Consider the following 25,005-nt stretch of genomic DNA (forward strand, 5'->3'; position numbering starts at 1 on the left):
CCGCCGTTTCCCGGGCCTCTCGGGGCCCCCTTTTTAAACGGCCACATTAAAGTTTTACCCTTTTAACCGCGGGGGGGGGGGGGGGGGTAACCCCCCCCCCCCCCCCCCCCACGGCACTTTTGCGGCACCTGCGAGCCGGGTAAGGTTAGGTTGGCCTTATCAAGTTCCGGCGGGAGGTGAATCCGCGTGTACGTCTGCAGCTGCTTCCAGGTGACCGAGGCGCAGGTCCGGCAGCACGCGGGTGGCGGTGCCTGCACGCCCCGCCAGATCGCCTCCGCCTGCAAGGCCGGTACCGACTGCGGTTCGTGCGTCCGCCGGATCCAGGCGATCCTCGGCCGCGGCAACTGCCCGCGCCGCGATCTCGCGGAAGAGGGCGCGCCGGTCTTCGCCGAACTGGACGAGGCCGCGTAGGGCCGGGCCTGTCCTTGGGGGGCGCGGCGAAGCGCCTAGCTGGGCTGCTCGATCTGCTGCGCGATGTAGAGCGCCTCGCCGAGCTGCTCGATCAGCTGGAGCTGGGTGTCGAGGTAGTCGATGTGGTGCTCCTCGTCCTCAAGGATGTCCTCGAAGATGTTGGCGGACGTGACGTCGCCCTTCGCGCGCATCACCTCGATACCGCGCTTGAGCCGGTCGATCGCCTCGACCTCCACCTGCCGGTCGGCCTGGAACATCTCGGTGACCGTCTGGCCGACCCGGACGTGGAACAGCCGCTGGTAGTTCGGCAGACCGTCGAGCATCAGGATGCGCTCGGTGATCTTGTCCGCGTGCTTCATCTCGTCGATGGATTCTTCACGCGTGTACTTGGCGAGCTTGGTCCAGCCGTTGTTGTCCTGGATGCGGTAGTGCAGCCAGTACTGGTTGATCGCGGTCAGCTCACCGGTGAGCTGCTCGTTCAGGAACTCAAGGACCTCGGGGTCGCCCTGCATCGCAGAGGCTCCTTCCAAAACAAGGGAACTGGCGGGTTGCGCCGCATGATTGCACCGGCGCGAAGACGTCGTCCAGTAAGTGCATGCTTAGTAGGAGTTGCCCGAATCCGCCCAGAGCCGGTCATGTGCACCGGCCCCCGTCTGTCAGGATGGAGCCATGGGTCAGAGAGGGGTCGAACAGTCCGAGCTGCCGCCCGGCCAGCGACTTCAGCGCGGCTGGCCGGTCACGCACTACGGCCCGGTGCCCAAGTTCCGCCCCGAGCGCTGGGAGTTCAGGGTCTTCGGCGCCACCGCCGACGGCGACAAGCACTGCTGGAACCACGACGAGTTCACCGCCCTGCCCTACGACTCGGTCGTGGCCGATCTGCACTGCGTCACGAAGTTCAGCATGCTGGGCGCCGAATGGGGCGGCATCCCCGCCCGCACGATCCTGGAGACAGCCCCGCCCTCGCCCGCCGTCACCCATGTCATGGTGTGGGCGGAGTACGGCTTCAGCGCCAATCTCCGGCTGGCCGACTTCGCGTCCGAGAAGACCCTGTTCGCCACCCACAAGGACGGCGAACTTCTCACCGCCGAACACGGCTTCCCGCTCCGCCTGGTCGTCCCGCACCTGTACGCCTGGAAGGGCCCCAAGTGGGTCCGGGGCGTCGAGTACATGACCGCCGACCGGCGCGGCTTCTGGGAGGAACGCGGCTACCACAACGTCGGGGACCCCTGGCGTGAGCAGCGGTACTCCTACCAGGAGGGGCCGGGCGAGGGCCCCGAACTGTAGCCCCCGGGCCGTAGGCCCCCGGAGGCTACGAGTCCCGCAGCTTCTTCAGCCGCTCCACATCGGCCGCGTGCCCTTCTCTGCCGCCGGGTGTCTCGATGATCAGCGGTACGCCCTCGGTCGCCGGGTGGGTCATCAGCGCGCGGAACGGGTCCTCGCCGATATGGCCGGAGCCGATGTTCTCGTGGCGGTCCTTGTGGGCGCCGACGACGTCCTTGGAGTCGTTGGCGTGGATCAGTCTCAGCCGTCCCGCACCGACCGTGTCCACCAGCAGGTCGAGCGTCCGGTGCATCCCGGACGGGCCGGTCAGGTCGTGCCCGGCCGCGAAGATGTGGCACGTGTCCAGACACACGCCCAGCTTCGGATGGGCGTCCAGCGCCTCGAAGTACGGCCCGAAGTCCCAGGTCCGCGAGCACAGCGACGAACCCTGCCCGGCCGTGGACTCGAGCAGCAGGAACGGATCGTCGTCGTGGGTCAGCTCCTCCAGCAGCGGCAGCAGCCGCTCCCGCACCTGCGCCAGCGCCACCGACCGCTCCCGCCCGCCCGTCGCGCTCCCGGTGTGCACGACCACCCCGAGCGCGCCGATCTCCCGCCCCCGCCGCAGCGAGTGCCGCAGCGACTCGACGGACTTCTCGACGGTGGCCTCGGTGTGCGAGCCGAAGTTGATCAGGTACGGGGCGTGCACGTACGCCGGGATGGACTCGGCCTCGCACACCGCGCGGAACTCCTCGTCCTGGCGCGGGTTCCCGGGCGGGGTCGCCCAGCCGCGCGGGTTGGCGACGAAGACCTGCACGGTCTCGGCGGCCAGCTCACGGGCGTAGGACAGCCCCACGGAGTGGAGACCGCCGGCCACGGGGACATGGCCGCCGACGGGGTTGCGGGAGACGGGGGAGGGGGGCTCGCTGCTCACCCGACCAGGGTGTCACGCGCGCGTGCCGCCCCCGTCACCGGATGGTGATCGTGATCGTCGACCCCTTGGGGGCCTGTTCGCCCGCGTCCACGGACTGGCTCTTCACTGTGTCGCCGAACAGACCGAGCAGTCCGCGGTCCTCCTTGACCTTGAAACCGGACTCCTCAAGGAGCTTCGTCGCCGCGTCGACGCTCGCGCCGACCACGCTCGGCACCTCGACCATCTCCGGGCCCTTGGACAGGGTCAGCGTCACCGTGTCGCCCGAGGCGGCCTGGCTGTCGCCGGCCGGGGTCTGCTGGGCGACCTGGCCCGCGTCGTACTCCGAGGTGACCTCGGTGTCGGACACCTTCACGGTCAGACCGGCCTCCTGGAGGTCCGACTTCGCGTCGTCCAGGCTCTCACCGGTGACGTCGGGCACGTCCACCGCGCTGCCCTTGCTGACGGTCAGGGCTATCGCGGAGCCGGCGCGGCGCTCGGTGCCTGCACCGGGGGCCGTGCTGATCACGAAGCCCTTGGGGACGTCGTCGCTGAACTCCCTGGTGACCATGCCGGCCGCCAGCCCGTCCGTCTTGAGCAGGGCCTGCGCCCTGCCCAGGGCGTAGCCCGTCAGATCGGGCACCTTCACGGTCTCCGGCCCGTCCGAGACGGTCAGGGCCACCGAGTCGTTGTCCCGGATGCGGGCGCCGGGCGCCGGGTCGGTGCTGATGACGGTGCCGCGCCGCACGGTGTCGCTGTAGGCGTGCTTGACCGACTTGACGTCGAGACCGGCCTCCTTCAGCCGCGCCGTCGCCTGCGCCTCGGTCTTCGCCAGCAGCGGCGGGACCTTGGTGAACTGGCCGGAGTTGATGTACCAGACCCCCGCGCCGACCCCGAGGACCAACAGCACGGCGGCGACGATCGCCAGCAGCCCGCGCCGGGGCCGCCGGTCCTCGCGCCGCCGGGGCGGCAGCGGCGGCCCGCTCTCGAACCGGCTGGTCCGGTTGAACGGGTCGCCGCCCTCGTCCTCCTCGTTGACCGGCAGCGGACGCGGCACGGTCAGCGAGCGCGGGATCACGCTCGTACGGTTCTCCGCGTTGGGATGCTCCGAGGTCAGCGCCTGCGGCGGCACCGCGTCCAGCTGCCCGTCGCTCAGCCCGGCCCGCGCCTCGCGGACCAGGCCGAACAGCGCGACCGCGTCGTAGGGCCGGATGTCCGGGGTCCGCGCGGTGGCCGTGGCGACCAGCTCGTCCAGCTCGTACGCCAGGCCGGGCACGACGGCCGAGGGCGGCGGGACGTCCTCGTGCAGGTGCTTGTAGAGCACGATCGCGGGGGAGTCCCCGTCGTGCGGCTTCTCGCCGGTCAGCATCTCGTACAGGACGACACCGCACGCGTACACGTCGACCCGGGGCGACGCGGTGCCGCCCTCGATCTGCTCCGGCGCGAGATACGAGACCGTGCCGAGCACGTTCTCCGTGGTGCTGGTGACCGTGTCCACGGACCGGACCAGCCCGAAGTCGGCCACCTTGACCCGGCCGTCGTCCCCTATGAGCACGTTCTCCGGCTTCATGTCCCGGTGCACGAACCCGGCCCGGTGCGCGGCACCGAGCGCCGCCAGCACGGGCTCCAGGATGTCCAGCGCGGCCCGCGGCTGGAGCGCCCCGCGCTCGCGCAGCACGTCCCGCAGGGTGCAGCCGGCGACGTACTCCATCGCCAGATAGACGTACGCGCCCTGGGCGCCCTGGTCGAAGACCTGCACCACGTTCGGGTGCGCCAGCCGCGCCACCGACTTGGCCTCGCGGATGAACCGGTCGACGAAGGAGGCGTCGGCCGCCAGCGTCGGGTGCATCACCTTGAGCGCGAGAACCCGGTCGAGGCGGGTGTCCACGGCCCGGTAGACCGTGGCCATCCCGCCGACGGCGATCCGCGCGTCGACGCGATACCGGCCGTCGAGCAGCTGCCCGACGAGAGGGTCGGAGAGGGTCGTATCCACGCAGGTGAGTGTACGAGCCGAGGCTGACAGCACCGGGTTTTCGGCCAGGATCGGAGCCTTACTGCAGCGGACCTGTGACGGATCCCACGCTGTGGAGCGCGTGTTCAGAAGGCCGGGCGCTCCGGGTCCAGCCGTGCCAGGCCCGCTGCGGGAGACGAGGCCTCGGCGAAGTGCCTACGGGGGATACGCCCCGCCCGGAACGCCAGCCGGCCCGCCTCCACGGCACTCCTCATGCCGGACGCCATCAGCGCCGGTTCCCGCGCCCGGGTCACCGCCGAGGCGAGCATCACACCCGCGCACCCCAGCTCCATCGCGAACGCCGCGTCGGACGCCGTACCGGCCCCCGCGTCCAGAATCACCGGCACGCGCGCGTGCTCGGTGATCAGCTGGAAGTTGTGCGGATTGCGGATCCCGAGCCCGGACCCGATCGGCGACCCCAGCGGCATGACCGCCGCACACCCGACGTCCTCCAGCTTCCGCGCCAGCACGGGATCGTCGTTCGTGTACGGCAGCACCGTGAACCCGTCGTCGACCAGGGTCTCGGCCGCGTCGAGCAGTTCGACGGGATCGGGCAGCAGGGTGCGCTCGTCCGCGATCACCTCCAGTTTGACCAGTGACGTCCCGAGCGCCTCGCGCGCCAGCCGGGCCGTCAGCACCGCCTCACCGGCCGTGAAGCAGCCCGCCGTGTTGGGCAGCACCCGGATGCCGAGCCGCTCCAGGACGGACAGCACGGAGCCGTGCACGGAGGCGTCCACGCGCCGCATCGCGACCGTCGTGAGTTCCGTGCCGGAGGCGACCAGCGCGCGTTCCAGGACGTCGAGGCTGGGCGCGCCCCCGGTGCCCATGATCAGCCGGGACGTGAAGGACGTACCACCGAGGAGGAAGGGGTCGTCGGCCATGGGTCAGCCTCCTTGGACGGCGGTCAGGACCTCGACGCGGTCCCCCTCGGAGAGGGAGGTCGATGGCCATTCCGCGCGCGGGACGACGGTTTCGTTGAGGGCGGCGGCCACTCCGGAGGGCGACGCGGCCAGGGTGCGCACCAGGGCGTCGAGAGCCGTGCCGGGGGCGATCACCCGGGGCTCCCCGTTGACGGAGACGTTCATGCGGGCAACTCCGTGAGAGCGAATCGCTTCGGGGTGAACGGGCGCGCCTCGTCCGGGAGTTCGCCGGTGGCCAGCGCGTGCGCGAGGGCGTCGCCGGTGACCGGGGTGAGCAGGACGCCGTTGCGGTAGTGCCCGGTGGCCAGCAGCAGCCCGGGGAGGGCGGTGGGGCCGAGCAGCGGCGCGTTGTCGGGGGAGCCGGGGCGCAGTCCGGCCCGGGTCTCGGTGAGCGGCAGTTCGGTGATCCCGGGGACCAGCTCGTGCGCGTCGCGCAGCAGTTCGTAGACCCCGCCGGCGGTCACCGTGGTGTCCCAGCCCAGTTCCTCGCTGGTCGCGCCGACGACCAGCTCGCCGTTCTCGCGCGGCACCAGGTAGACCTGACTGCCGCGCACCACGGCCCGCACGGTCCGGCTCAGGAACGGCTTGTACCGCTCGGGCACGGTCAGCCGCAGCACCTGCCCCTTCACGGGCCGCACCGGCGGCAGGACGTCGTCCGGGACGCCCGCCAGCCGCCCGCTGAGGCTGCCGCCCGCGAGCACCACCTGCTCCGCGCCCAGCACCTCCCCCTCGCGCGTGACGACCCCCGTGGCGCGGTCCTGGCCGACCGTGAGCCGCTCGGCCCACGTCCGGTGGAAAGCGACCCCGGCGCGCTCGCACGCGGCCACCAGCGCCCGCGCCAGCCGCCTCGGGTCGACCTGGTGGTCCCCGTCGACGCGGAGCCCCCCGCGCACGCCCGGCGCGAGCATCGGCTCCAGACGCCGGCACTCGCGCCCGGACAGCCACTCGGAGTCCAGCCCCGACTGCCGTTGCAGGGTGTGCAGTTCACGGAGGTGGGCGCGGTCGTCGGCGTCCAGGGCGACGGCGAGCGTGCCGCAGCGCCGGTAGCCGAGGTCCAGCCCGGTGAGGTCGGTCAGCTCGGCCGCGAAGTCCGGGTAGCGGTGCGCCGAGGCCAGGTTGAGGGCGAGCAGGGTCTGCTCGCCGTAGTGCAGCTCCGTGACCGCGGCCAGCATCCCGGCGGCCACCTGGGCGGCCCCGCCGCCCGGCTCAGGGTCCACCACGGCGGTCGCGAACCCCCGTCCGGCCGCCCGCCAGGCCGTGACCAGGCCGATGATCCCGCCCCCGACGACGAGGACGTCTGACGTACGTGTAGGCATGGGCGTCCAGCCCCTCCCTTCGCCGGCATGACCCGGATCAGGTTCGTACGGTCGGAGGCCGCCAGCCTCCCTCTCAGCCCGGTGCGTCCGGACTCCCGCGAGTGCTTGTACGTCGGCCACCCTAGCCCGTACCCCATGTCCCGGTAAGGGAGCCTCCGTCCACGGCCGCCCGCGCGACGCGCGGGAGGAGCGTTGTGGAACAGGTCACTGGACGCACCCCCTGACTGACGATTTGTCAGGTGTCTATGGTGATCGGATGAGCGAGCAGACACCGGGACGGGACGCGGGCGGCGAGGGACGGCGCGTGGTCGTCGTCGGCGCGGGCATGGCAGGGGTGCAGACCGCGGTCGCCCTGCGCGAACAGGGCTTCACCGGCACCGTCACCCTCCTCGGCGCCGAACCCCATCAGCCCTACGACCGCCCGCCGCTGTCCAAGGCCGTGCTGCTCGGCAAGGCCGAGGGCTCCGCCTTCGACGTCGACTTCGAGGCGCTCGGCATCGAACTCCGGCTCGGCCGCGAGGTCCTGGGCCTGCGCCCCGCCGACCACGAACTCGACACCGCCGAGGGCCCGGTGCCGTACGACGTCCTCGTCCTCGCCACCGGTGCCGAGCCGATCCGGCTCCCGGGCGCCGACGGCGTCCCCGGAGTGCATCTGCTGCGCACCCTGGACGACGCCGAGCGGCTGCGACCGGTGCTCGCGCGGCAGCACGACATCGTGGTCGTCGGCGCGGGCTGGATCGGCGCCGAGTTCGCCACGGCCGCGCGTGAGGCGGGCTGCGCGGTGACCGTCGTGGAGGCCGCCGACCGGCCGCTCGCGGGCGCGCTGCCCGCCGAGGTGGCCGCGCCGATGGCCGCCTGGTACGCGGACGCCGGAGCCGTGCTGCGCACGCACACGCGCGTGGAGCGCGTCGAACCCGGTGCCGTGGTCCTCGACGACGGCACCCGGCTGCCCGCGGGAGCGGTCGTGGTCGGCATCGGCGCCCGCCCCGCCACCGGCTGGCTCGCGGACTCCGGCATCGAACTGGGCGCCCACCGCGAGGTCGTGGCCGACGACCGGCTGCGCACCTCGGTGCCGGACGTGTACGCGGTCGGCGACTGCGCCTCCTTCCCTTCGGGAAGGTACGGCGAGCGCCTTCTCGTCCACCACTGGGACAACGCCCTCCAGGGCCCGCGCACGGTCGCCGCGAACATCGTCGGCTCGACCCCGGCGGTCTACGACCCGGTGCCCTACTTCTGGTCCGAGCAGTTCGGCCGCTTCGTCCAGTACGTCGGCCACCACGCGTCCGCCGACACGCTGCTGTGGCGCGGCGACCCGGCCACCCCGGCCTGGACCGCCTGCTGGCTGCGCGGCGACCGCATGGTGGCCCTCCTGGCGGTCGGCCGCCCCCGCGACCTGGCCCAGGGCCGCCGGCTGATCGAATCGGGCACCCAGGTGAATCCCGGCCCGCTGGCCGACCCTTCCCTCCCGATGAAGGCCGCTGTGGCCTAGTTCGTACCCCGGGTCGGACCGGCCCGGCTTCCGACTGTCAGTCCGGGATGGCACGCTGTTTACGTGACCGAGATTGACGCAAAGATCGATGCTCTCGTCCCCGCCTGGCTCACGCTGCCCGACATCGCAGAGATGCTCGATGTCGAGGTGACACGCGTGCGGCAGCTGGTCAAGGAGGGCCAAGTCATCGCCGTACGGCGTGGTGAGAACCGCGCGCTGCACGTCCCCGCCGCCTTCATCGACGGGGCCGAGCAGAAGGTCGTCAAGGGCCTCACCGGGACCCTGACGCTCCTGCGGGACGACGGCTTCTCCGACGAAGAGATGCTGGAATGGCTCTTCACCCCCGACCCCAGCCTGCCCGGCACCCCCGCGCAGGCCCTGAGCGAGAATCGCGGCACGGAGGTGAAGCGCCGCGCCCAGGCGCTCGCCGTCTGACCCGGGCGACCGGCTGACCGGGACGACCGACTGCCCCGGACGACCGGCAGACCGGACGACCGACCGGTGCACGGGCCGCGGCGCGCCCGCCCGCGGCCCGTACCCGGCACCACCGCGCACCGAAGACGAACGACAACGGGGGGACACACCCATGCCCGACACCGCAGCCGCCGTACGCGCGGAACTCGCCGACGCCCGGGTCTACCTCTGCACGGACGCCCGCAGCCGCCAGGGCGACCTGCCGGAGTTCCTGGACGCGGTGCTGGCCGGCGGGGTCGACATCGTGCAGCTGCGCGACAAGGGCATGGAGGCCGCCGAGGAGCTGGAGCACCTCCAGGTGTTCGCCGACGCCTGCGCCCGGCACGGCAGACTGCTCGCGGTCAACGACCGCGCGGATGTCGCCCACGCCGCCGGCGCCGACGTCCTGCACCTGGGACAGGGGGACCTCCCGGTCCCCGCGGCCCGCGCGATCCTCGGCGACGACGTCCTGATCGGCCGCTCCACGCACGCGGAGACGGAGGCCGCAGCCGCCGCCGTCCAGGAGGGCGTGGACTACTTCTGCACCGGCCCGTGCTGGCCGACCCCCACCAAGCCCGGCCGCCACGCCCCCGGCCTCGACCTGGTCCGGTACACGGCCGGCCTGGGCACCGACCGGCCCTGGTTCGCCATCGGCGGCATCGACCTCGGCAACCTCGACGAGGTGCTCGAAGCGGGCGCCCGCCGGGTCGTCGTCGTACGGGCGATCACGGAGGCCGACGACCCGGGCGCGGCGGCGGCCGAGTTCGCCAAGCGGCTCCGGCAGGCCTGAGGGCCGTCCGGGTGTCGCGCTGTTGTCCGGTGGGTGGACAACGGGGCGACAAATCAGGCAAATTTCCGGTTCCGGTTGGGCGACCGCCGTCCCCTGACTAACCTGCGGGTATGGCCTTCGGAATCGCATCCACCAGGACCGATCGCGCACGGACGGTGCGCGACATGCTCGCGACCGGCAAGAACACGTACTCGTTCGAGTTCTCGGCGCCGAAGACCCCCAAGGGTGAGCGAAACCTGTGGAGCGCGCTGCGGCGGATCGAGGCGGTCGCCCCGGACTTCGTCTCGGTGACCTACGGTGCCGGTGGTTCGACCCGCGCGGGCACCGTCAGGGAGACCGAGCAGATCGTCGCCGACACCACACTCACCCCGGTCGCCCACCTCACCGCGGTCGACCACTCCGTCGCCGAACTGCGCAACATCATCGGCCAGTACGCCGACGCCGGGATCCGCAACATCCTCGCCGTGCGCGGCGACCCGCCCGGCGACCCCATGGCCGACTGGGTGGCGCACCCGCGCGGTCTGACGTACGCGGCCGAACTGGTCCGGCTCATCAAGGAGTCGGGCGATTTCTGCGTCGGCGTCGCCGCCTTCCCGGAACTGCACCCGCGCTCCCCTGACTGGGACACGGACGTCCGGCACTTCGTCGACAAGTGCCGGGCCGGCGCCGACTACGCGATCACCCAGATGTTCTTCCGCCCGGAGTCCTATCTTCGCCTGCGCGACCGCGTCGGCGCGGCAGGCTGTGCCACACCGGTCATCCCCGAGGTCATGCCGGTGACCAGCGTGCGGATGCTGGAGCGGTTGCCGCAGCTCAGCAACGCCGTCATCCCGGACGCTCTGAAAGAGCGAATCCTCACAGCCAAAGACGATCCGGCGGCTGTACGCTCGATCGGAATCGACTTCGCCACGGAGTTCTGCGCCCGGCTGCTGGCCGAGGGAGTGCCCGGACTGCACTTCATCACGCTCAACAACTCCACGGCGACGCTGGAAATCTACGAGAACCTGGGCCTGCACCACCCACCGCGGGCCTAGACCGGCCGCCCGGACATACGACACACTGCGTAGCGGCCACTGGGAGAGGGGCGTACATGGGCTGGACGGTCCTCTACATCGCGTTCGGCATCGTCGCACTGTGGTTGCTCGGTGAGGTGCTGCTGCAGTACAAGGCGCGGCTGCGCTGGCGGCTGCTCGCCTTCGTCGGCTTCCTGGGCGTCGTGCTCGGCGTCCTGATGCCCTCCGTCGTGGTGATCGGACTGGGCGCGGTGGCCTTCGCCGTCGGCCAGACCTACGTCACCCTGTCGTTCCGCCGCGGCTTCGAGGCCGGCTGGGCGGTCTCCGGGCGGCCCGGCGTCGGCGGCTTCAAGCGCCGCGGCGGCGAACCGGACGAGCAGGACATGGAGGCCTCCGGCCTCGACTCGACCGGCTCCCAGCCCGCCTTCCCGGAGTACGGCCGCGACAAGTCCGACTTCGGCCAGGACGACGACTACGACCGCGACGACGTCTTCACCCCCAGCCGGCCGCTCGACCCCACGGCCGCCGAGACCACCTCGGTCTACGAGCCGCAGCCCCTGCCGGACGACACCGGCTCCTACGGCGTCTACAGCGCCGCCGCCTACGCGAACGCCACCGACCCGAACTTCGCGGGCACGGACCAGGCCTACGCGGCGGCGGCAGCCGGTCAGAACCAGGACCAGGCCTATGGGTCGGCCGACCAGCAGCAGTACGGCTACGACACGTACGCGGGCTACGACCAGCAGCAGTACGGCTACGACACGACCGGCCAGCAGCAGTACGCGGCCTACTCCGACCCGTACATCGGCACCCAGACCTACGGCGGCGGCGCCTCGTACGACACGGGCTACGACGGCCAGCAGCAGTACCCCCAACAGGGCTACGCGCAGGACCAGTACGGCAACGGCGGCTATGTCGGCGAGACCCCGGCCGGCGGGGTGTGGGTCCCGCAGCAGCGCAACGACGAGACCTACGGCGGCGAACTCCCGGCGGATCAGCAGTACTACCAGGGCGACGGCCACCAGCAACAGCAGCAGTCGGGCCCCGGCTACGACGAGCAGTACCGTTTCTGAAGCCTCCTGAGACCCGGCCTACTGAGACCCGGCCTCCTTACTGAGACCCTCTGAACCGCGGTCCCTCCACGATCAGTCCGGCCACCAGCGCCCCCGACATACCGGCGTGCGGGAGCCCGCCCCCGGGGTGGGACCAGCCGCCGACGCGGTAGAGCCCGGGCAGGCGGGTGGTGTTGGACGGGTGCAGGAAGCGGCCCCGGGCGGCGGCGAGCGAGGGCGCGGGCACACCGCCGAAGCGGGCACCCGTCTCGTCCTCCGTGTGGTCGGGGGTGCGCACCTCGTGCCACAACAGGCGCTCCCGCAGGCCCGGTACGGCGGACTCGGCGGCCTGGAGAAGGAAGTCGCCGTACCGCCGGGCCGTGCCCTCGTCGTCCCAGGCGGCCTCGCTCGACAGCACGGCGGACACCACCGCCGACTCGTGCTCACCGTCCGGCCGCAGCGCCGGGTCGTCGGGGCGCAGCACGGTCACGGTGGGGCGGCGGGGCTCGTCGCCGCCGGGGGAGGCCAGGAAGTCCAACTCGGCCTCGCGGTCCGGCGCGTGGACCACCGTCCGGTGCGCGGCCCCGGCCTCGCGCGGGCCGCGCAGGGCCAGCAGCAGCGTAAGGCGCGCGGGCCTGGGCGAGACCCGGTCGGCGCGCACGTCACCGTCCTCGTCCAGCGGATGTTCCGTCAGGGCCCACAGGCGCGCCGGATCCACGTCCGCCACGACATGGTCCGCGTCGACCACGGTCTGGTCGGCCAGTTCGACCCCCGCCGCCCGCCCGTCCTTCTCCAGGACCCGGGTGACCTCGGCCCCGAAGACGAACTCGACCTTCCGCGCCAGACACCGCTCGTACACCGCGCGCGCCAACTCCCGCACACCGCCGCGCACATACCAGGTGCCGAAGGCGTGCTCCATGTACGGCAGCACGGCCGCGCTCGCCGGAGCGGTCCGGGGATGCAGGCCGTACGCGAGCGCGTGGCTCTCCAGGAGGGCCGTCAGACGGTCGTCGCGCAGCTCCCAGGCGCCGATCTCGGCGAGGGTGGCCGCCCGGCGGGTGCGCAGCAGCTTCTTGTGCGGGACCGCCGGATAGGGCTCCTGGTCGGCCAGCACCGACCAGTTGGGCCACAGCGGCTCCTCCAGGAGGGGCCTGCGGGTGCGGTCCCAGGCCTCGCGGGCCCGGATCAGGAAGTCGCCCCAGCGCTGCCCGGCGCCGCCGCCCAGCGCCTCGTCCAGGGCGCCGACGACACCCGCGCGGGAGGCGTTCGGCAGCGACACCTCCGTGCCGTCCGCGAAGACGTGCCGCGAGGACGGGTCGACCTGGACCAGCTCGACCAGGTCCTCCAGCGGTTCCTTGCCGGTCTTGATGAACAGGTCGCGGTAGACCGCGGGCACGGACAGCAGCCCGGGGCCGGTGTCGAAGGAGAAACCGTCCCGCTCGAAGCGGCGCACCGCACCGCCGTACGTCTCCGTACGCTCGTACACCGCCACCCGGTGGCCCGCGACGGCCAGCCGGGCAGCGGCCGCCATCGCGCCCATGCCGGCGCCGATCACCGCAATCCGTGCCATGCCTGCGACTTTATCGGCCGCCACTGACAGTCCGGTCACGGGCCGTCACCACGGCGGCCGGTCCGGCGGCCCGCCCGACTGCGCGGCCAGCCGTCTCTCCTCCCGGAGCTGGGCCCGGCGGCGCAGGAACCGGCGGATGCGGGAGACCAGGAAGAACAGGACCGTCAGCCCCGCCGCGAGCAGCACGGCCGCGATGATCGCCGCCGCCTGCGGATGGAACATCGCGAACGAGACGATCCCGCCGACCCCGAGGTCCTCCGCGATGCTCATCACGATGTTGCTGAACGGCTCCGGCGAGGTGTTGATCGCCATCCGCGTCCCGGCCTTGACGGTGTGGCTGGCCAGCGCCGTCGAACCGCCGATCAGCCCTGCCGCCACATCGTTCAACGATCCGCTGTGCCCGGCGAGCACCGCGCCGACCCACGCCCCGGCGGCCGGCCGGATCACGGTGTGCACGGAGTCCCACACGGAGTCGACGTAGGGGATCTTGTCGGCGACCGCCTCGCACAGGAACAGCACGGCCGCCGCGATGAGGACCTCGGGGCGTTGCAGCGACTCGGGGACGGCGTCGCTCACCCCGGTCGCGCCGAAGACGCCGAGCAGCAGCACCACCGCGTAGGCGTTGATGCCGCTGGCCCAGCCGCTGGTGAAGACCAGGGGGAGTACGGACACGGAGGTGATGGTAACCACTCGGCAACAGCGCGTCCTGGGCCTGAGTGCGTACGGCTGAGTACGCGTACCTAGGGAGTGAGATGAGTACGCGCGCGGATGGGGCGCCACCTGCGCGAACGAGAGAGTGGAGCCACGGAAAGGGGCGCGGCTCCGGTACCGCCGACACGGGGCGGCGGAACGGGGCGCGCGCCCTTGGCCGCTCCTTCCGCCGGAACATCGGCGGGAGCGAGGCACGGGGGAGCCCAGGGGGACCGACCGACGGGGGTTCCGACGGGGGGAACGTACGGGGGGAAGCACAAGGGAGCGCCGGTCCGGGGCGGCCCGCGGGGGACGCGGCCACGACGGACCGGCGCTGCTGTGTGCTCAGTGCCCCCCGCTCACCCGCCCCTGGAGCAGCCGGGACAGCGCCGAGTGGACGTCGTCCAGGGAGCGCTCCGGCTGGAACGACTGCCAGTCCAGGGCGGCCACCAGGACCATCCCGACGAGTGCGGCGGCCGTCAGCCGGACATCGATCTCGGGGCTGAACTCGCCGCCCGCCACGCCCGCGTGCAGCACGTCCTCGATGGCCGCGTTCACCTGCTGTCGCACCACCATGAGCGTGGACTGCCAGGCGCGGTTGGTGCGCCACAGCTCGGCCACGTAGAGCTGGGTGAAGGACGGGTAGCGGGCGATGAAACCGAGGCCCGCGCGGATCATCGCGTCCAGGGCGTCGACCTTGCTGCCGCCGTCCCGTTCCGTCTGTTCGGCGGCCTCCCGCAGAGAGGCCGTGAGGAGGCCCACGCCGTGCCGCAGCAGCTCCTCGAAGAGGACGGACTTGCTCGCGAAGTTGTAGTAGACGGTGCCCTTCGCGACCCCGGCGCGCTCGGCGATCTCGTCCACCGTGGTGGCCGAGAAGCCCTGTTCGGCGATGAGCGTGACGGCCGCCTCGTAGAGCTTCTGCCGGGTGGCCTCGCGGCGTGTGCTGCCGCCCGACGGGGTGCTGCTGCTTTCCATGGGCCTGATTGTCACAGGCCCGGCTCCGGCGGCGGGCACGGGTGCCGCGGTCCTGGGGGCGGTCACAGGCTCAGCTCCGGGTGCAGCCGGTCCAGGGTCCACACCTGGCGGCGGCGCGCCGACACGGCGGTCAGCGCGAGCGCGCCCGCGGTGAACGCGACGAGCACCACGCACGCGTGCCACACGGGTTCCGGACCGCCGCCCGTGATGAGCCTCCGTAGTGCCTCGACGATGTAACTCATCGGCAGGAAGGGGTGGATCGCGTTGAAGAAGCCGGGACTGGTCTGCACCGGATAGGTGCCGCCCGCCGACGTCAACTGGAGCATCAGCAGGGCGAGTACGAGGATCCGGCCCGCCGCCCCGAAGCGCGCGTTCAGCCACTGCACGATCGCCGCGAAGCACGCCGTCACCAGGAACAGGAACCCGACCGTGCCGGCCGCGTGTGCCATCTCCAGACCGATCGCCCAGTGCAGTACGGACATCAGCGCCACCGTCTGGAGCACTCCGACCGCGACCACCGGCAGCCAGCCCGCCAGGGCGATCCGCCAGGCCGGGGCACCGGCGGCGAGTGCCCGCCGGTTCATGGGCGCGATCAGCATGTACGCCACCATCGCGCCCACCCACAGGGACAGCGGGATGAAGTACGGGGCGAATCCGGTGCCGTAGTTGGGCGCCTTGTGCAGGTCCTGGGAGGCCAGCCGGACGGGGTCGGCCATGACACCGGTGCGCCGCTCGCGGTCCTGCTTGTCGTAGTCGGGGATCCGCGCGGCGCCGTCGTGCAGTCCGCCGGCCAGCTTCCCGGAGCCGTCGACGAGCTTGTACAGGCCGCCGTTGAGGTCCACGGCGCCCGTCTTCAGCCTGCCGACCCCGGTGTCCAGGTCGGCGGCGCCGGTCTTGGCCGTGCCGAGCCCGGTGTGCAGGGTCCTGGCGCCCGCGGCGACCTTCCCGGCACCGTCGTTCAGCTTGTTGATCCTGGCCACCGCGTCGTCGAGGTCCTTGGAGAGGTGCGGTGCGCGGTCGGCGAGCGCCTGGGCCTGTGTCTGGAGGGTGCGCAGGTTCGCGTCGAGCTTCTTCAGGTCGCCGTTCTGGTCGGCCACCAGGGTGTCGACGTCGTCGGCGACCTTCGCCACGTCCGAGGCGGCCTGGGCCGCCTTCTTCAGGTCGGGACAGGCGGCGTCGGCCAGGACGGCGGTTTCGCAGCGCGCCCTGTAGACGTCGTCCAGGGTGTCCGAAGCCGCGTGCGCCCCCTTGGCGGCGACCGGGGCGGTCTTCACCAGGACGCCGAGGTGGGCGCGGATCGTCTTCGCCGAGTCGGCGACCAGCTGGGCCGTGTCCCCGATGGTCTTCTCGTTGTCCTTGAGGAAGGGCCCCACCTTGTCGGCGACCCCGTTGACGCGGTCGGCGAGGGTCTGCGTCCCGGCCGCGACCTGTTTCGAACCGTCCGCCAGGTCGCCCGCGCCCGTGTCGAGTTTCTTCAGGCCCGCGGAGAGCTTGCCGCTGCCCTTCTTGGCGTCCTTCAGACCGTCGGCGAGATCCTTGGAACCCGCCTCGGCCGTACCGATCCCGCCCTTGAGCTGGTCGGCGCCGTCGGCCGCCTTCACGGTCTGCCCGTGGATGTCGGAGAAGGACACGAAGATCCGGTCCAGGAAGGTCCGCGAGGCCTTGGTGGACGCGGCCGAGCGCACCTCGCTGAACACCGTCCGGGAGATCTGCCCGACGATGTAGTTGTTCGCGTCGTTCGTGCGCACTTGGAGCGCGCCCGTCTCGGGGGAGTCGCCCGCGCTGGAGGCGATGCGCCGGCTGAAGTCGGCCGGCATGGTCAGCGACAAGTAGTACGTGCCGTCCTCGACGCCCTTCCGCGCGGTGGCCGCGCTCACCTCGTGCCACTCGAACGTCCTGCTGTCGCGCAGCCCCCGGGTGATGTCGTCGCCCGCCGTGAGCTTCTTCCCGCCGGCCGTCGTCCCCCGGTCGTCGTTGACGAGCGCCACGGGGATGCGGTCCAGGCGGCCGTAGGGGTCCCAGAAGGACCACAGGTACAGCGCGCCGTAGAGCAGCGGCAGCAGCAGGAGGGCGACGAGCGCGGCGCGCGGCAGCTTCCCCCTGCCGAAGCGCCTGAGCTCAAGCGCGGCCAGTCGTGGCGCGTGCATCGGCCTTCTCCGTCCCTTCGGCTCCTGCGGCGGACACCGCAACGACGGTCGTCCCGGAATCGGCGAGGGACCTCAACAGGTCCCAGATCTCCGCCCGTTCGCTGTCCGAGAGCTTGAGATCGACGTCGTCCACACCGAGCAGCGCCGGCTGCCCGACGAGCGCCAGCGCGATCGACAGCCGCAACTCCTGCGGCCGTTCCAGATCCCGTACGGCGGTCCGGGCGCCCTTGGGCAGCGCGGCGAGGTCGAGACCCGCGGCGGTCAGCGCCCGCTCGATCCGCAGCCCCGCCTCGACCGCCCGCTCCGAGCGTGGCCGCAGCAGCCCGCGCACGGAGTCCCCGAACCGCCTTTGCAGCGCGGCCCGTTCACGCAGGTGCTCGCCGACGGTCAGCGCCGGGTCGAGGTCGGTGACCCCGGCGACATTGGCCAGCGCGCCGACGCGCCGTACGGCCGCCGCCCGCTTCGGCAGCGCGGACCCGCCCACGCGGGCGGTCCCCTCGGACGCCTTCATCCGCCCGGTGAGCGCGAGCAGCAGGCTCGTGCGCCCGGACCCGGACGGCCCCTCCACGGCGATCAGCGACCCGGGCCCGGCGTCCAGGGAGATCCCCCGGAACGCCCAGCCGCGCGGCCCCTTGACCCCGAAGTCCTCGGCCGTGACTGCGACCCCACCCACGGTTCCCCATCCCCTGATGTCGAAATCTTTTTGAACTGACTGGTCAGTGCAAAAACTAACGCGAACCTTCGATCGAAGCAAAAGCGCAGGTCAGAACGGATTGTCAGTGCCATAGCTCACGATGGGCACATACGGCACTACCTGACAGGGCGTGCCGTCACACGACGACAGGAGGTTCGTCATGGCCAACTCGTCCGCAGCCGCCGCCCGCCGGCGCCGCGCCTCCGGCCCTGCCCCCTCACTGACCGGCCCGGCGAGCGACGTGCACCCCGTGCTCCGCCGGGCCACGGCCCCGCCCGCCGCCCTCGACCTGCTCGCCCAGGCCCGCGCCGGACTGGACGAGGCGGCCGTCCTCGAAACGCCGAACGAGCGTTACGCGACGGCCCACCTCGCCGCCCTGCGCACCGCCGCCGCGGTCCTCGCCGCACGCGCCCAGCCCGAGCCCACCGCCCGGCGCCGGGCCCGCATCCGCAGCGCCTGGGAAGTACTCCCCGAGATAGCGCCCGAACTCACCGAGTGGAGCGCCCTGTTCGCCTCCGGAGCCCGGCGCCGCGCCCGGGCCGAGGCGGGCATCCAGGGCGCGGCGACCCGCCGGGACGCCGACGACCTCATACGCGACGTGGCGATGTTCCTGCGCCTGGTGGAGCGGATGCTCGTCCTCCAGCCGGTGCTGCCCCAGCCGCGCCAGGACCCGGAGCGGCCGGGGGACCGCGCCGGGTGAGCACGCCGTTCGCCGCGCGAGACACATGACCAGGTACGGCACCGGAGGCAATAGGGTGGAAGGCGCCTGAAGCCCTCCCTCCGCCCGCCTCCGGGCCGGGAGGCAGCCCGATCGCTCCGCCGTGCCCAGGCGGTGCCGCGCCGAGGAGTCAACTGCCGTGTCGGACCCGAGCCGCCCCCGCGCCTCCCTCCGTACCGCCGTGGTCTGGGACGTCCTTCAGGACGCCCTCGACCGCCGGGTCAAGGCCACGGGTCGGGACGCGCTGGACGTCCTCGACACCGGAGGCGGCAGCGGCAACTTCGCGGTGCCCGTCGCCCGCCTCGGCCACCGCGTCACCGTCGTCGACCCCAGCCCGAACGCGCTGTTCGCGCTGGAGCGCCGCGCCGCCGAGGCCGGGGTCGCCGACCGTGTCCGGGGCGTCCAGGGCGACGCGCACGGCCTCTTCGACGTGGTCGAGCGCGGCGGCTACGACGCGGTGCTGTGCCACGGCGTCCTGGAGTACGTCGAGGACCCCGCCGAGGGCGTCCGCACGGTGGTGGCCGCGCTGCGCCCCGAGGGCGTCCTCAGCCTGCTCGCCGCCGGACTCGGCGGAGCCGTCCTCGCGCGCGCCCTCGCCGGCCACTTCACGGAGGCCCGCCAGGCCCTCGCCGACCCGAACGGCCGCTGGGGCGCCGCCGACCCCGTCCCGCACCGCTTCACCGCCGAGCAGCTCACCGCGTTCGTCGAGGGGGCGGGCCTGGACGTCGGCGCCGTGCACGGGGTGCGGGTCTTCGCCGACCTGGTGCCCGGCGTGCTCGTGGACACCGAGCCCGGAGCCCTGGACGCGCTGCTCAAGCTGGAGGCCGCGGCGGCCGAGCTCCCGGCGTACCACTCCGTGGCCACCCAGCTTCATGTGCTCGGCGAGACGCGGGGTGCGGGAGAGGCCTGAGCGGCCTCCCGTGGCGGAGCCCTGATCAGGGGCTCGGCCGCACATGGAGTACGCCACAGGCCCACCGATCGCGGGCCAGGCGCCGTATGATCGAGGGAGACCGCCCGGCATGACAGGACGGCCGCCGGGGAATGGAAGCCTCAGCGAGTCGGAACAGTCATGACGGGTTCCGGTTGGCCAATTGGCGTAGAGGGGCGGGTTTCACGGGGGCGATTCCCTGCCTATCCTGAAGGGACCCCCCGGGTCGCCCCGGCGACTGCACGATGAGGAGGACTCCGTGCCGCTCTCTGAGCACGAGCAGCGAATGCTTGAGCAGATGGAGCGAGCGCTGTACGCCGAAGACCCCAAGTTCGCGACAGCGCTCGAAGGAAGCGGCCTGCGCACGTACACCCGGCGACGGGTCTACCAGGCGGTGGCGGGCTTTCTCGTAGGTATCGCGCTCCTCATCGCCGGCATGGTCACGCTCCAGATCTGGGTCAGCGTGGTGGGCTTCCTCGTCATGCTGGGCTGCGCGGTACTCGCCGTGACCGGCTGGCGCAAGGCTCCCAAGCCCGGCGAACAGCCCGCGGCGGGCGCTGGACACGCCGGCCGTCAGGGACGGCAGCGGCGCTCGGTCATGGACCGTATCGAGCAGCGCTGGCAGCGCCGCCGCGACGAGCAGCAGGGCCAGTAGCAGGCCCGGTAACGGCGGCCCGGCCGCGCCGCCCGAAGCCGGACGCCCCGCAGGACGAGTGAGGGGGTGACCACCGACCGGTGGTCACCCCCTCACGTATGCCATCTCCCGTGTGCCGTGGCGGGGCGCCTCAGCCCTGCTGTCCCGACGGCTTGCGCAGGGTCGGCCGGAGCGCCGCCGCCCGCGCCGTCACGGACGCCCGCCAGGCCGACAGCGCCCACACCACCCGGACGGTCGAGCGCGGCGCGACCAGTGCGCGCAGCCGCGTGGAGCGGCCGGTCGTGCCCTGGAATCCGGCGACCACCCGGCGCACGTCCTGCGCGAGCCCCGCGGCCGGCTGCGGCCTGGGCGCGTAGAGGACCTGCTCCACGGCGTCCGCCACCCGGTGCACCGAGGCGGCGGTCGGCGGATCGAGATGTCCGAGCCGCACGATCCGGGCGGCGGCCTTGCGCGGAGTCAGCGACTCGTCCGGCGAGATCCCGAAGTCCCAGGCCGTGTCGGTCAGTTCCTCCCAGACCGCCAGCGTGTGCACGGCCGCGTCGGCCGCCGTACGGCCGTGCGTGCCCAGCCGTACCGAGCGGGCCCGGGCCCGCCACAGCATCGGCGAGAACGGGATCGTCAGCAGCAGCAGCGCGCCCAGGCCCAGCAGCGACATCTGGAGGTACCACCACGGGCCCCTGCCGTCGTCGCCCGCCGCGAGCGCCGGGGCCTGGCTCGTGCAGCCCTCCAGCTTCTTCAGCTGGGCCGTGCAGCTCTCGCTCGCCGAGGGGGCGGCCGAGGGCGCGGCGCTCGTCGCGGCCGAGGAGCCGGCCGGGTCCGGGATGTCGCTGCCGGGGGTGGTCTGCTGGGTGTACGACGGCACCGAGCCACGGTTGGGGGTCGGCTCGAAGCGGGTCCAGCCGATGCCCTCGAAGTACAGCTCGGGCCAGGCGTGCGCGTCCTTCAGGCCCACCGACACCGTCTGGTTCGCCTCCGGGGTGCCGGGCGCGAAGCCCACCGCGACCCGGGCCGGGATGCCCAGGGTGCGGGCCATCGCCGCCATCGCGAAGGAGAAGTGGACGCAGAACCCCTGCTTGTCCTTGAGGAACTTCGCTATCGCGTTGCGGCCGGTACCGACGTCCACCTGGGTGTCGTACTGGAAGCCGCCGTTCACCGCGAAGTAGTCCTGGAGCTTGACCGCCTCCTCGTAGGCGTTGGCCGAGCCCGCGGTGACCCGGCGGGCGGTCTGGGCCACCACCGCGGGCAGCGACTTCGGCACCTTGGTGTACTCGGTCTCCAGGGCCTTCGACGGGGCAGGCGCGTCGGCCAGCTGCTCCGCGGTCGGCTCCACGTCGAGGCTGGTGACCGTGTAGGTCACTCCGCGCGTGTTCTGCCCGTGGTCGCCCACGACCGTCATGCCCACGGGTTCGTAGCGCCAGCTGCCGTTGATGTCCACGCGGCTGGGCGGATACGGCATCGGCAGCCAGTCCTGGGCGTACCAGTCGGCGGCCGCTATCCGGGTCTTGATCTCCGCGCGCTTGACGTCGGCGCCGAGACCGGTCGGGGTGGGGAAGGTGTTCGGGACGCTCTCGATGTGCCGCTGCGACGGCTTCCAGGTGATGCCGTCGAAGTCGTCCAGGGACACGATCCGCAGATACATGTCCGACAGGTCGTTCGAGTTGGTGCGCAGGGACAGGACCTGGCGGTTCTCGTCCACGTTCAGGCTGTCGCGCAGCGACACCAGCGGGTTGACGGCGGAGATCGTGCCGCCGCCCCCGGTGCCCGCGCCCACACCGGTCCCGGCGGCGTCCAGCAGACCGCCCGAGATCGTGGGCAGCGGCAGCAGGGCGATGGCCACCGCGACCGCGCCGATCCGCCGCCCGGTGCGGACCGGGGCGAGCGGCCCGGCGGAGTCCGCAGCCGCGGCGGTGCGTGGCGCCCCGCCGAAGACCCGGCCCCACTGGGCGAGCCGGTCGCGGCCCTCGGCCAGCAGCAGCATCAGATAGCCCGCCGCCGCGAACAGGAACCACAGCCAGTCGTAGCCGCTGTTCGACAGGCCCGCCGCCACCGAGTACAGGGCGAGCAGCGGCAGTCCGGCCGGGGCCGCGCTGCGGAAGGTGACCGCGAGCGTGTCCACCGCGAGGCCGATCACCAGCACACCGCCGATGATCATCAGCCGGATGCCGTCGTGCAGCGGGGCGGGAATCGCGTACTGGGAGACGTCGTCGGAGCCCTGCCGCAGCAGGTCGGCGAAGTGCTGGAAGGCCTCGGGGCCCGGCACGAGCCCGGCGAGGGCCTGCTCGCGGGCGAAGACCAGGGTCAGCATCAGCAGCGTGACCAGGGCCTGCGCCACGACGGTCAGCGGCCGGGCCAGCGGGACCCGCCGGGTCGCCGCGCCCACCCCGGCCTGGACCGCCAGCATGAAACCGGCCTGGAAGATCCAGATCGCCGGAGAGACCAGGGGGATCAGCGCGGTGGCCGCCAGCATGGTCGCCGCCCAGGCGCAGAGCGCCAGTCGTGCCCGCCCGCTCATCCCCGTCCCTCCCCGAGACCGGCGGCGGTGATGCCGTTGCGCTCGCGGTCCGCCTGCCGCCACAGCTCGGTCAGGGACGCGCCGCGCGGCACGCCCACGGCGGTCCAGCCCGCGTCGCGCAGCATCCGCAGCCGCTCCTCCCGCTCGTCCTCAGCCCCGGGTACGTCACTCGCCTCGCGCACCCAGCCGCCGCTGTCCAGCACGAAGGCGAGGGCGCCTCCGCTGCGCTGCCGCATCCGGGCGGCGATCGCCGCCTGTTCCTCGTCGAGGTCGCCGAAGAAGGCCACCAGCAGCCCTTCGTTTCCGCCGCGCAGCAGGTCGAAGGCCCGGGACAGACCCGCGCCGTCCGAGTGGTCGATCACCGCGAGGGTGTCCATCATCAGCCCGGCCGCGTCCGCCGACTCCTGGCTCGCGCCCGCGAACCCGTCGGCGCCCTCGCCGGGCACCGAGTTCCCGGTGTCGGTCAACAGCCTTACGGAGAAGCCCCGTTCCAGCATGTGCACCAGGACGGAGGCCGCGCCCGAGACGGCCCACTCGAAGGCCGAGTCGGGGCCCTGGCCGGCGAAGGCGATGCCCCGGGTGTCGAGGAGCACCGTGCAGCGGGCGCGCTGCGGCTGTTCCTCGCGGCGCACCATCAGCTCGCCGTAGCGGGCGGTGGAGCGCCAGTGCACGCGGCGCAGGTCGTCGCCGTAGCGGTAGCCGCGCGGGATCACGTCGTCCTCGCCGGCCAGTGCCAGCGAGCGGTTGCGTCCGTCGCCGTAGCCCTTGGCCTCGCCGCTCAGCCGGACCGGGGGCAGGGCCTCCACGCGCGGGATCACGGTCAGGGTGTCGAACGTCGAGAAGGAGCGGGTCAGTTCGCACATCCCGAACGGGTCCGTCAGGCGCAGCTGGAGCGGGCCCAGTGGATAGCGGCCCCGCAGGTCGGAGCGGACCCGGTAGGACACCTCGCGCCGGCCGCCCGCCTCCACCCGGTCCAGGACGAACCGGGGGCGCGGACCGAGCACGTACGGCACCCGGTCCTGGAGCATCAGCAGGCCGGTGGGCAGCCGCGAGACGTTGTCCATCCGCAGATGGACGCGGGCCTCGCTGCCGGCGGGCACGCGCGCGGGGGAGAGCCGGCGGCTGCCGGCGACCCGGTAGCGGGTGCGGTAGAGGACGGTCGCGCAGACCAGCGGCAGCACCGCCAGCAGCAGTCCGACCCGGAGCAGATCGCCCTGTCCCAGGACGTACGCGCAGACGCCCGCCGCGATACCGGCGGCCAGGAACGAGCGACCGCGGGTGGTCAGCCCCGCCAGGGCCGTGCGGACACCGCCCTTCTCGTCCCGCTCGGGCTCCGGTACGCGCGGCCCCCCGGCGGCCATCACAGCCTCCGGGGCGGCTGCTCGCCGTAGGAGGCGGTGCCGCGGCCCATGCCGTAGCCGCTCTGCTGCGGCGGCGCCGCGGGCACGGGGGTGCGCTGGAGGATCTCCTGGACGACCTGCTCCGCCGTACGGCGGTTGAACTGGGCCTGCGCGGTGGGCAGCAGACGGTGGGCCAGGACCGCGACCGCGAGCGCCTGGACGTCGTCCGGCAGCGCGTACTCACGGCCGCTCAGGGCGGCGGAGGCCTTCGCCGCGCGCAGCAGATGCAGGGTCGCGCGCGGGGAGGCGCCGAGTCTCAGCTCGGGGTGGGTGCGGGTGGCGGAGACCAGGTCCACCGCGTACCTGCGCACCGCGTCGGCGACATGGACGCCGCGGACCGCCTCGACCAGCTTGACGATGTCGTGCGCGTGGGCCACCGGCTGGAGGTCGTCCAGCGGGCTCACCCCGCCGTGGATGTCCAGCATCTGCAACTCGGCCTCCGCGCTGGGATAGCCGATGGAGACCCGGGCCATGAAGCGGTCGCGCTGGGCCTCGGGCAGCGGATAGGTGCCCTCCATCTCGACCGGGTTCTGCGTGGCGACCACCATGAAGGGGCTGGGCAGCTCGTAGGTCTGGCCGTCGATGGTGACCTGGCGCTCCTCCATGGACTCCAGGAGCGCGGACTGCGTCTTCGGCGAGGCGCGGTTGATCTCGTCGCCGATCACGATCTGCGCGAAGATGGCGCCCGGTTTGAACTCGAAGTCCCGCTGCTGCTGGTCCCAGATGGACACACCGGTGATGTCCGAGGGCAGCAGGTCCGGCGTGAACTGGATGCGCCGCACCGAGCAGTCGATCGACCGCGCCAGCGCCTTGGCCAGCATTGTCTTGCCCACGCCCGGGACGTCCTCGATCAGAAGATGTCCCTCGGCGAGCAGCACGGTCAGCGAAAGCCGTACGACCTCGGGCTTGCCCTCGATCACTCCTTCCACCGAACTGCGGACTCGCTCCACAGTGGCGGTCAGATCCGTAAGGCTCGCTCGATCGTCATAGGTCGTCACCCGGCCCTCCTCGGCCCGTTCTTTCCATGGGCCGACGCGCGCAGTGCGGACCGGCCCACCCCGAAACACGGACGGCACGCGGGAAAAGTTCCGCGT

24 protein-coding genes and 1 riboswitch are annotated in these 25,005 nt (G+C 72.5%); of the genes, 10 read left to right on the forward strand and 14 right to left on the reverse strand.

Translation table 11 applies throughout. The annotated features are described in order from the left end of the window. Positions 1-186 precede the first annotated feature (186 nt). The gene (locus ACIQPR_RS30855; RefSeq protein ID WP_403654923.1) at positions 187-411 is read left to right on the forward strand and encodes a bacterioferritin-associated ferredoxin; all 225 of its coding nucleotides are present in this window, start codon (positions 187-189) and stop codon (positions 409-411) included. A 35-nt stretch (positions 412-446) separates the two neighbouring features. Here ACIQPR_RS30855 and bfr read toward each other — a convergent pair whose 3' ends face one another. Next, entirely contained in the window at positions 447-923 is a 477-nt protein-coding gene (gene bfr, locus ACIQPR_RS30860) for a bacterioferritin (protein WP_317885067.1), read from the reverse strand. A 157-nt stretch (positions 924-1,080) separates the two neighbouring features. On the opposite strand from bfr, the gene ACIQPR_RS30865 reads away from it, so the two are divergent. Continuing rightward, entirely contained in the window at positions 1,081-1,695 is a 615-nt protein-coding gene (locus tag ACIQPR_RS30865; protein ID WP_403654925.1) for a sulfite oxidase-like oxidoreductase, read from the forward strand. Between the two features lie 25 nt (positions 1,696-1,720). On the opposite strand, the gene ACIQPR_RS30870 is transcribed toward ACIQPR_RS30865, so the two are convergent. The 5 genes from ACIQPR_RS30870 to thiO all read right to left on the reverse strand — a co-directional run bounded on the left by ACIQPR_RS30870 (position 1,721) and on the right by thiO (position 6,825). Next, positions 1,721-2,602 (reverse strand): deoxyribonuclease IV, encoded by an 882-nt coding sequence (locus tag ACIQPR_RS30870; protein ID WP_403654927.1) that lies wholly within the window; start codon positions 2,600-2,602, stop codon positions 1,721-1,723. A 34-nt stretch (positions 2,603-2,636) separates the two neighbouring features. Beyond that, positions 2,637-4,571: a Stk1 family PASTA domain-containing Ser/Thr kinase gene (pknB, locus tag ACIQPR_RS30875; protein WP_403654929.1), complete on the reverse strand. Its 1,935-nt coding sequence runs from the start codon at positions 4,569-4,571 to the stop codon at positions 2,637-2,639. A gap of 104 nt (positions 4,572-4,675) precedes the next feature. After that, complete coding sequence (locus tag ACIQPR_RS30880; protein ID WP_403654931.1) at positions 4,676-5,470, reverse strand: thiazole synthase; 795 nt, start codon at positions 5,468-5,470, stop codon at positions 4,676-4,678. A gap of 3 nt (positions 5,471-5,473) precedes the next feature. Beyond that, complete coding sequence (gene thiS / locus ACIQPR_RS30885; RefSeq protein WP_403654933.1) at positions 5,474-5,674, reverse strand: sulfur carrier protein ThiS; 201 nt, start codon at positions 5,672-5,674, stop codon at positions 5,474-5,476. Then, entirely contained in the window at positions 5,671-6,825 is a 1,155-nt protein-coding gene (thiO, locus tag ACIQPR_RS30890) for a glycine oxidase ThiO (RefSeq protein WP_403654935.1), read from the reverse strand. The genes thiS and thiO overlap by 4 nt, the downstream gene beginning before the upstream one ends. Further along, a riboswitch (TPP riboswitch) is annotated at positions 6,823-6,934 on the reverse strand. Its footprint overlaps the gene before it by 3 nt. Positions 6,935-7,081: 147 nt before the next feature. Here thiO and ACIQPR_RS30895 point away from each other — a divergent pair. The 5 genes from ACIQPR_RS30895 to ACIQPR_RS30915 all read left to right on the forward strand — a co-directional run bounded on the left by ACIQPR_RS30895 (position 7,082) and on the right by ACIQPR_RS30915 (position 11,643). Next, on the forward strand, positions 7,082-8,314 hold the full coding sequence (locus ACIQPR_RS30895) for an NAD(P)/FAD-dependent oxidoreductase (RefSeq protein WP_403654937.1): 1,233 nt from the start codon (positions 7,082-7,084) through the stop codon (positions 8,312-8,314). Positions 8,315-8,377: 63 nt separating this feature from the next. Further along, positions 8,378-8,749 (forward strand): Rv2175c family DNA-binding protein, encoded by a 372-nt coding sequence (locus ACIQPR_RS30900; RefSeq protein WP_019067778.1) that lies wholly within the window; start codon positions 8,378-8,380, stop codon positions 8,747-8,749. Between the two features lie 151 nt (positions 8,750-8,900). Next, positions 8,901-9,557 (forward strand): thiamine phosphate synthase, encoded by a 657-nt coding sequence (gene thiE / locus ACIQPR_RS30905; protein ID WP_403654939.1) that lies wholly within the window; start codon positions 8,901-8,903, stop codon positions 9,555-9,557. Positions 9,558-9,667: 110 nt separating this feature from the next. Next, on the forward strand, positions 9,668-10,591 hold the full coding sequence (metF, locus tag ACIQPR_RS30910; RefSeq protein ID WP_403654941.1) for a methylenetetrahydrofolate reductase [NAD(P)H]: 924 nt from the start codon (positions 9,668-9,670) through the stop codon (positions 10,589-10,591). Between the two features lie 56 nt (positions 10,592-10,647). After that, entirely contained in the window at positions 10,648-11,643 is a 996-nt protein-coding gene (locus ACIQPR_RS30915) for a hypothetical protein (RefSeq protein WP_403654943.1), read from the forward strand. Positions 11,644-11,680: 37 nt separating this feature from the next. Here the strand turns inward: ACIQPR_RS30915 and ACIQPR_RS30920 are convergent, their stop codons facing one another. The 5 genes from ACIQPR_RS30920 to ACIQPR_RS30940 all read right to left on the reverse strand — a co-directional run bounded on the left by ACIQPR_RS30920 (position 11,681) and on the right by ACIQPR_RS30940 (position 17,677). Further along, positions 11,681-13,192 (reverse strand): phytoene desaturase family protein, encoded by a 1,512-nt coding sequence (locus tag ACIQPR_RS30920; RefSeq protein ID WP_403654945.1) that lies wholly within the window; start codon positions 13,190-13,192, stop codon positions 11,681-11,683. 45 nt (positions 13,193-13,237) lie between these two features. Continuing rightward, positions 13,238-13,864: a DUF4126 domain-containing protein gene (locus tag ACIQPR_RS30925; RefSeq protein ID WP_403654947.1), complete on the reverse strand. Its 627-nt coding sequence runs from the start codon at positions 13,862-13,864 to the stop codon at positions 13,238-13,240. A gap of 363 nt (positions 13,865-14,227) precedes the next feature. Beyond that, positions 14,228-14,857: a TetR/AcrR family transcriptional regulator gene (locus ACIQPR_RS30930; protein ID WP_403654949.1), complete on the reverse strand. Its 630-nt coding sequence runs from the start codon at positions 14,855-14,857 to the stop codon at positions 14,228-14,230. A gap of 62 nt (positions 14,858-14,919) precedes the next feature. Then, positions 14,920-17,004 (reverse strand): YhgE/Pip family protein, encoded by a 2,085-nt coding sequence (locus ACIQPR_RS30935; RefSeq protein WP_403654951.1) that lies wholly within the window; start codon positions 17,002-17,004, stop codon positions 14,920-14,922. Next, positions 16,976-17,677: an ATP-binding cassette domain-containing protein gene (locus ACIQPR_RS30940; protein WP_403654953.1), complete on the reverse strand. Its 702-nt coding sequence runs from the start codon at positions 17,675-17,677 to the stop codon at positions 16,976-16,978. The genes ACIQPR_RS30935 and ACIQPR_RS30940 overlap by 29 nt, the downstream gene beginning before the upstream one ends. Before the next feature lie 181 nt (positions 17,678-17,858). Here ACIQPR_RS30940 and ACIQPR_RS30945 point away from each other — a divergent pair, with 181 nt between their 5' ends. From ACIQPR_RS30945 to ACIQPR_RS30955, 3 genes are all read left to right on the forward strand, one after another. Further along, a complete protein-coding gene (locus tag ACIQPR_RS30945) occupies positions 17,859-18,398 on the forward strand; it encodes an SAV_6107 family HEPN domain-containing protein (protein ID WP_403654955.1) in 540 nt (179 codons plus the stop codon). Between the two features lie 157 nt (positions 18,399-18,555). Beyond that, positions 18,556-19,326 carry a methyltransferase gene (locus tag ACIQPR_RS30950; RefSeq protein WP_403654957.1) on the forward strand — a complete coding sequence of 257 codons (771 nt, stop codon included), beginning with the start codon at positions 18,556-18,558 and terminating at the stop codon, positions 19,324-19,326. A 277-nt stretch (positions 19,327-19,603) separates the two neighbouring features. Then, entirely contained in the window at positions 19,604-19,999 is a 396-nt protein-coding gene (locus ACIQPR_RS30955; protein WP_403654959.1) for a DUF3040 domain-containing protein, read from the forward strand. A gap of 130 nt (positions 20,000-20,129) precedes the next feature. Here the strand turns inward: ACIQPR_RS30955 and ACIQPR_RS30960 are convergent, their stop codons facing one another. The 3 genes from ACIQPR_RS30960 to ACIQPR_RS30970 are packed head-to-tail and all read right to left on the reverse strand — an operon-like array spanning position 20,130 to position 24,909. Continuing rightward, on the reverse strand, positions 20,130-22,511 hold the full coding sequence (locus tag ACIQPR_RS30960; RefSeq protein ID WP_403654961.1) for a DUF3488 and DUF4129 domain-containing transglutaminase family protein: 2,382 nt from the start codon (positions 22,509-22,511) through the stop codon (positions 20,130-20,132). Beyond that, positions 22,508-23,872, reverse strand: coding sequence for a DUF58 domain-containing protein (locus tag ACIQPR_RS30965; RefSeq protein ID WP_403654963.1), 1,365 nt, complete (start codon positions 23,870-23,872; stop codon positions 22,508-22,510). Before ACIQPR_RS30965 ends, ACIQPR_RS30960 begins: the two co-directional genes overlap by 4 nt. Continuing rightward, on the reverse strand, positions 23,872-24,909 hold the full coding sequence (locus tag ACIQPR_RS30970; RefSeq protein ID WP_403654965.1) for an AAA family ATPase: 1,038 nt from the start codon (positions 24,907-24,909) through the stop codon (positions 23,872-23,874). The genes ACIQPR_RS30965 and ACIQPR_RS30970 overlap by 1 nt, the downstream gene beginning before the upstream one ends. Positions 24,910-25,005: the final 96 nt, after the last annotated feature.

The organism is Streptomyces sp. NPDC091280, from assembly GCF_044768565.1.
GTDB lineage: Bacteria > Actinomycetota > Actinomycetes > Streptomycetales > Streptomycetaceae > Streptomyces.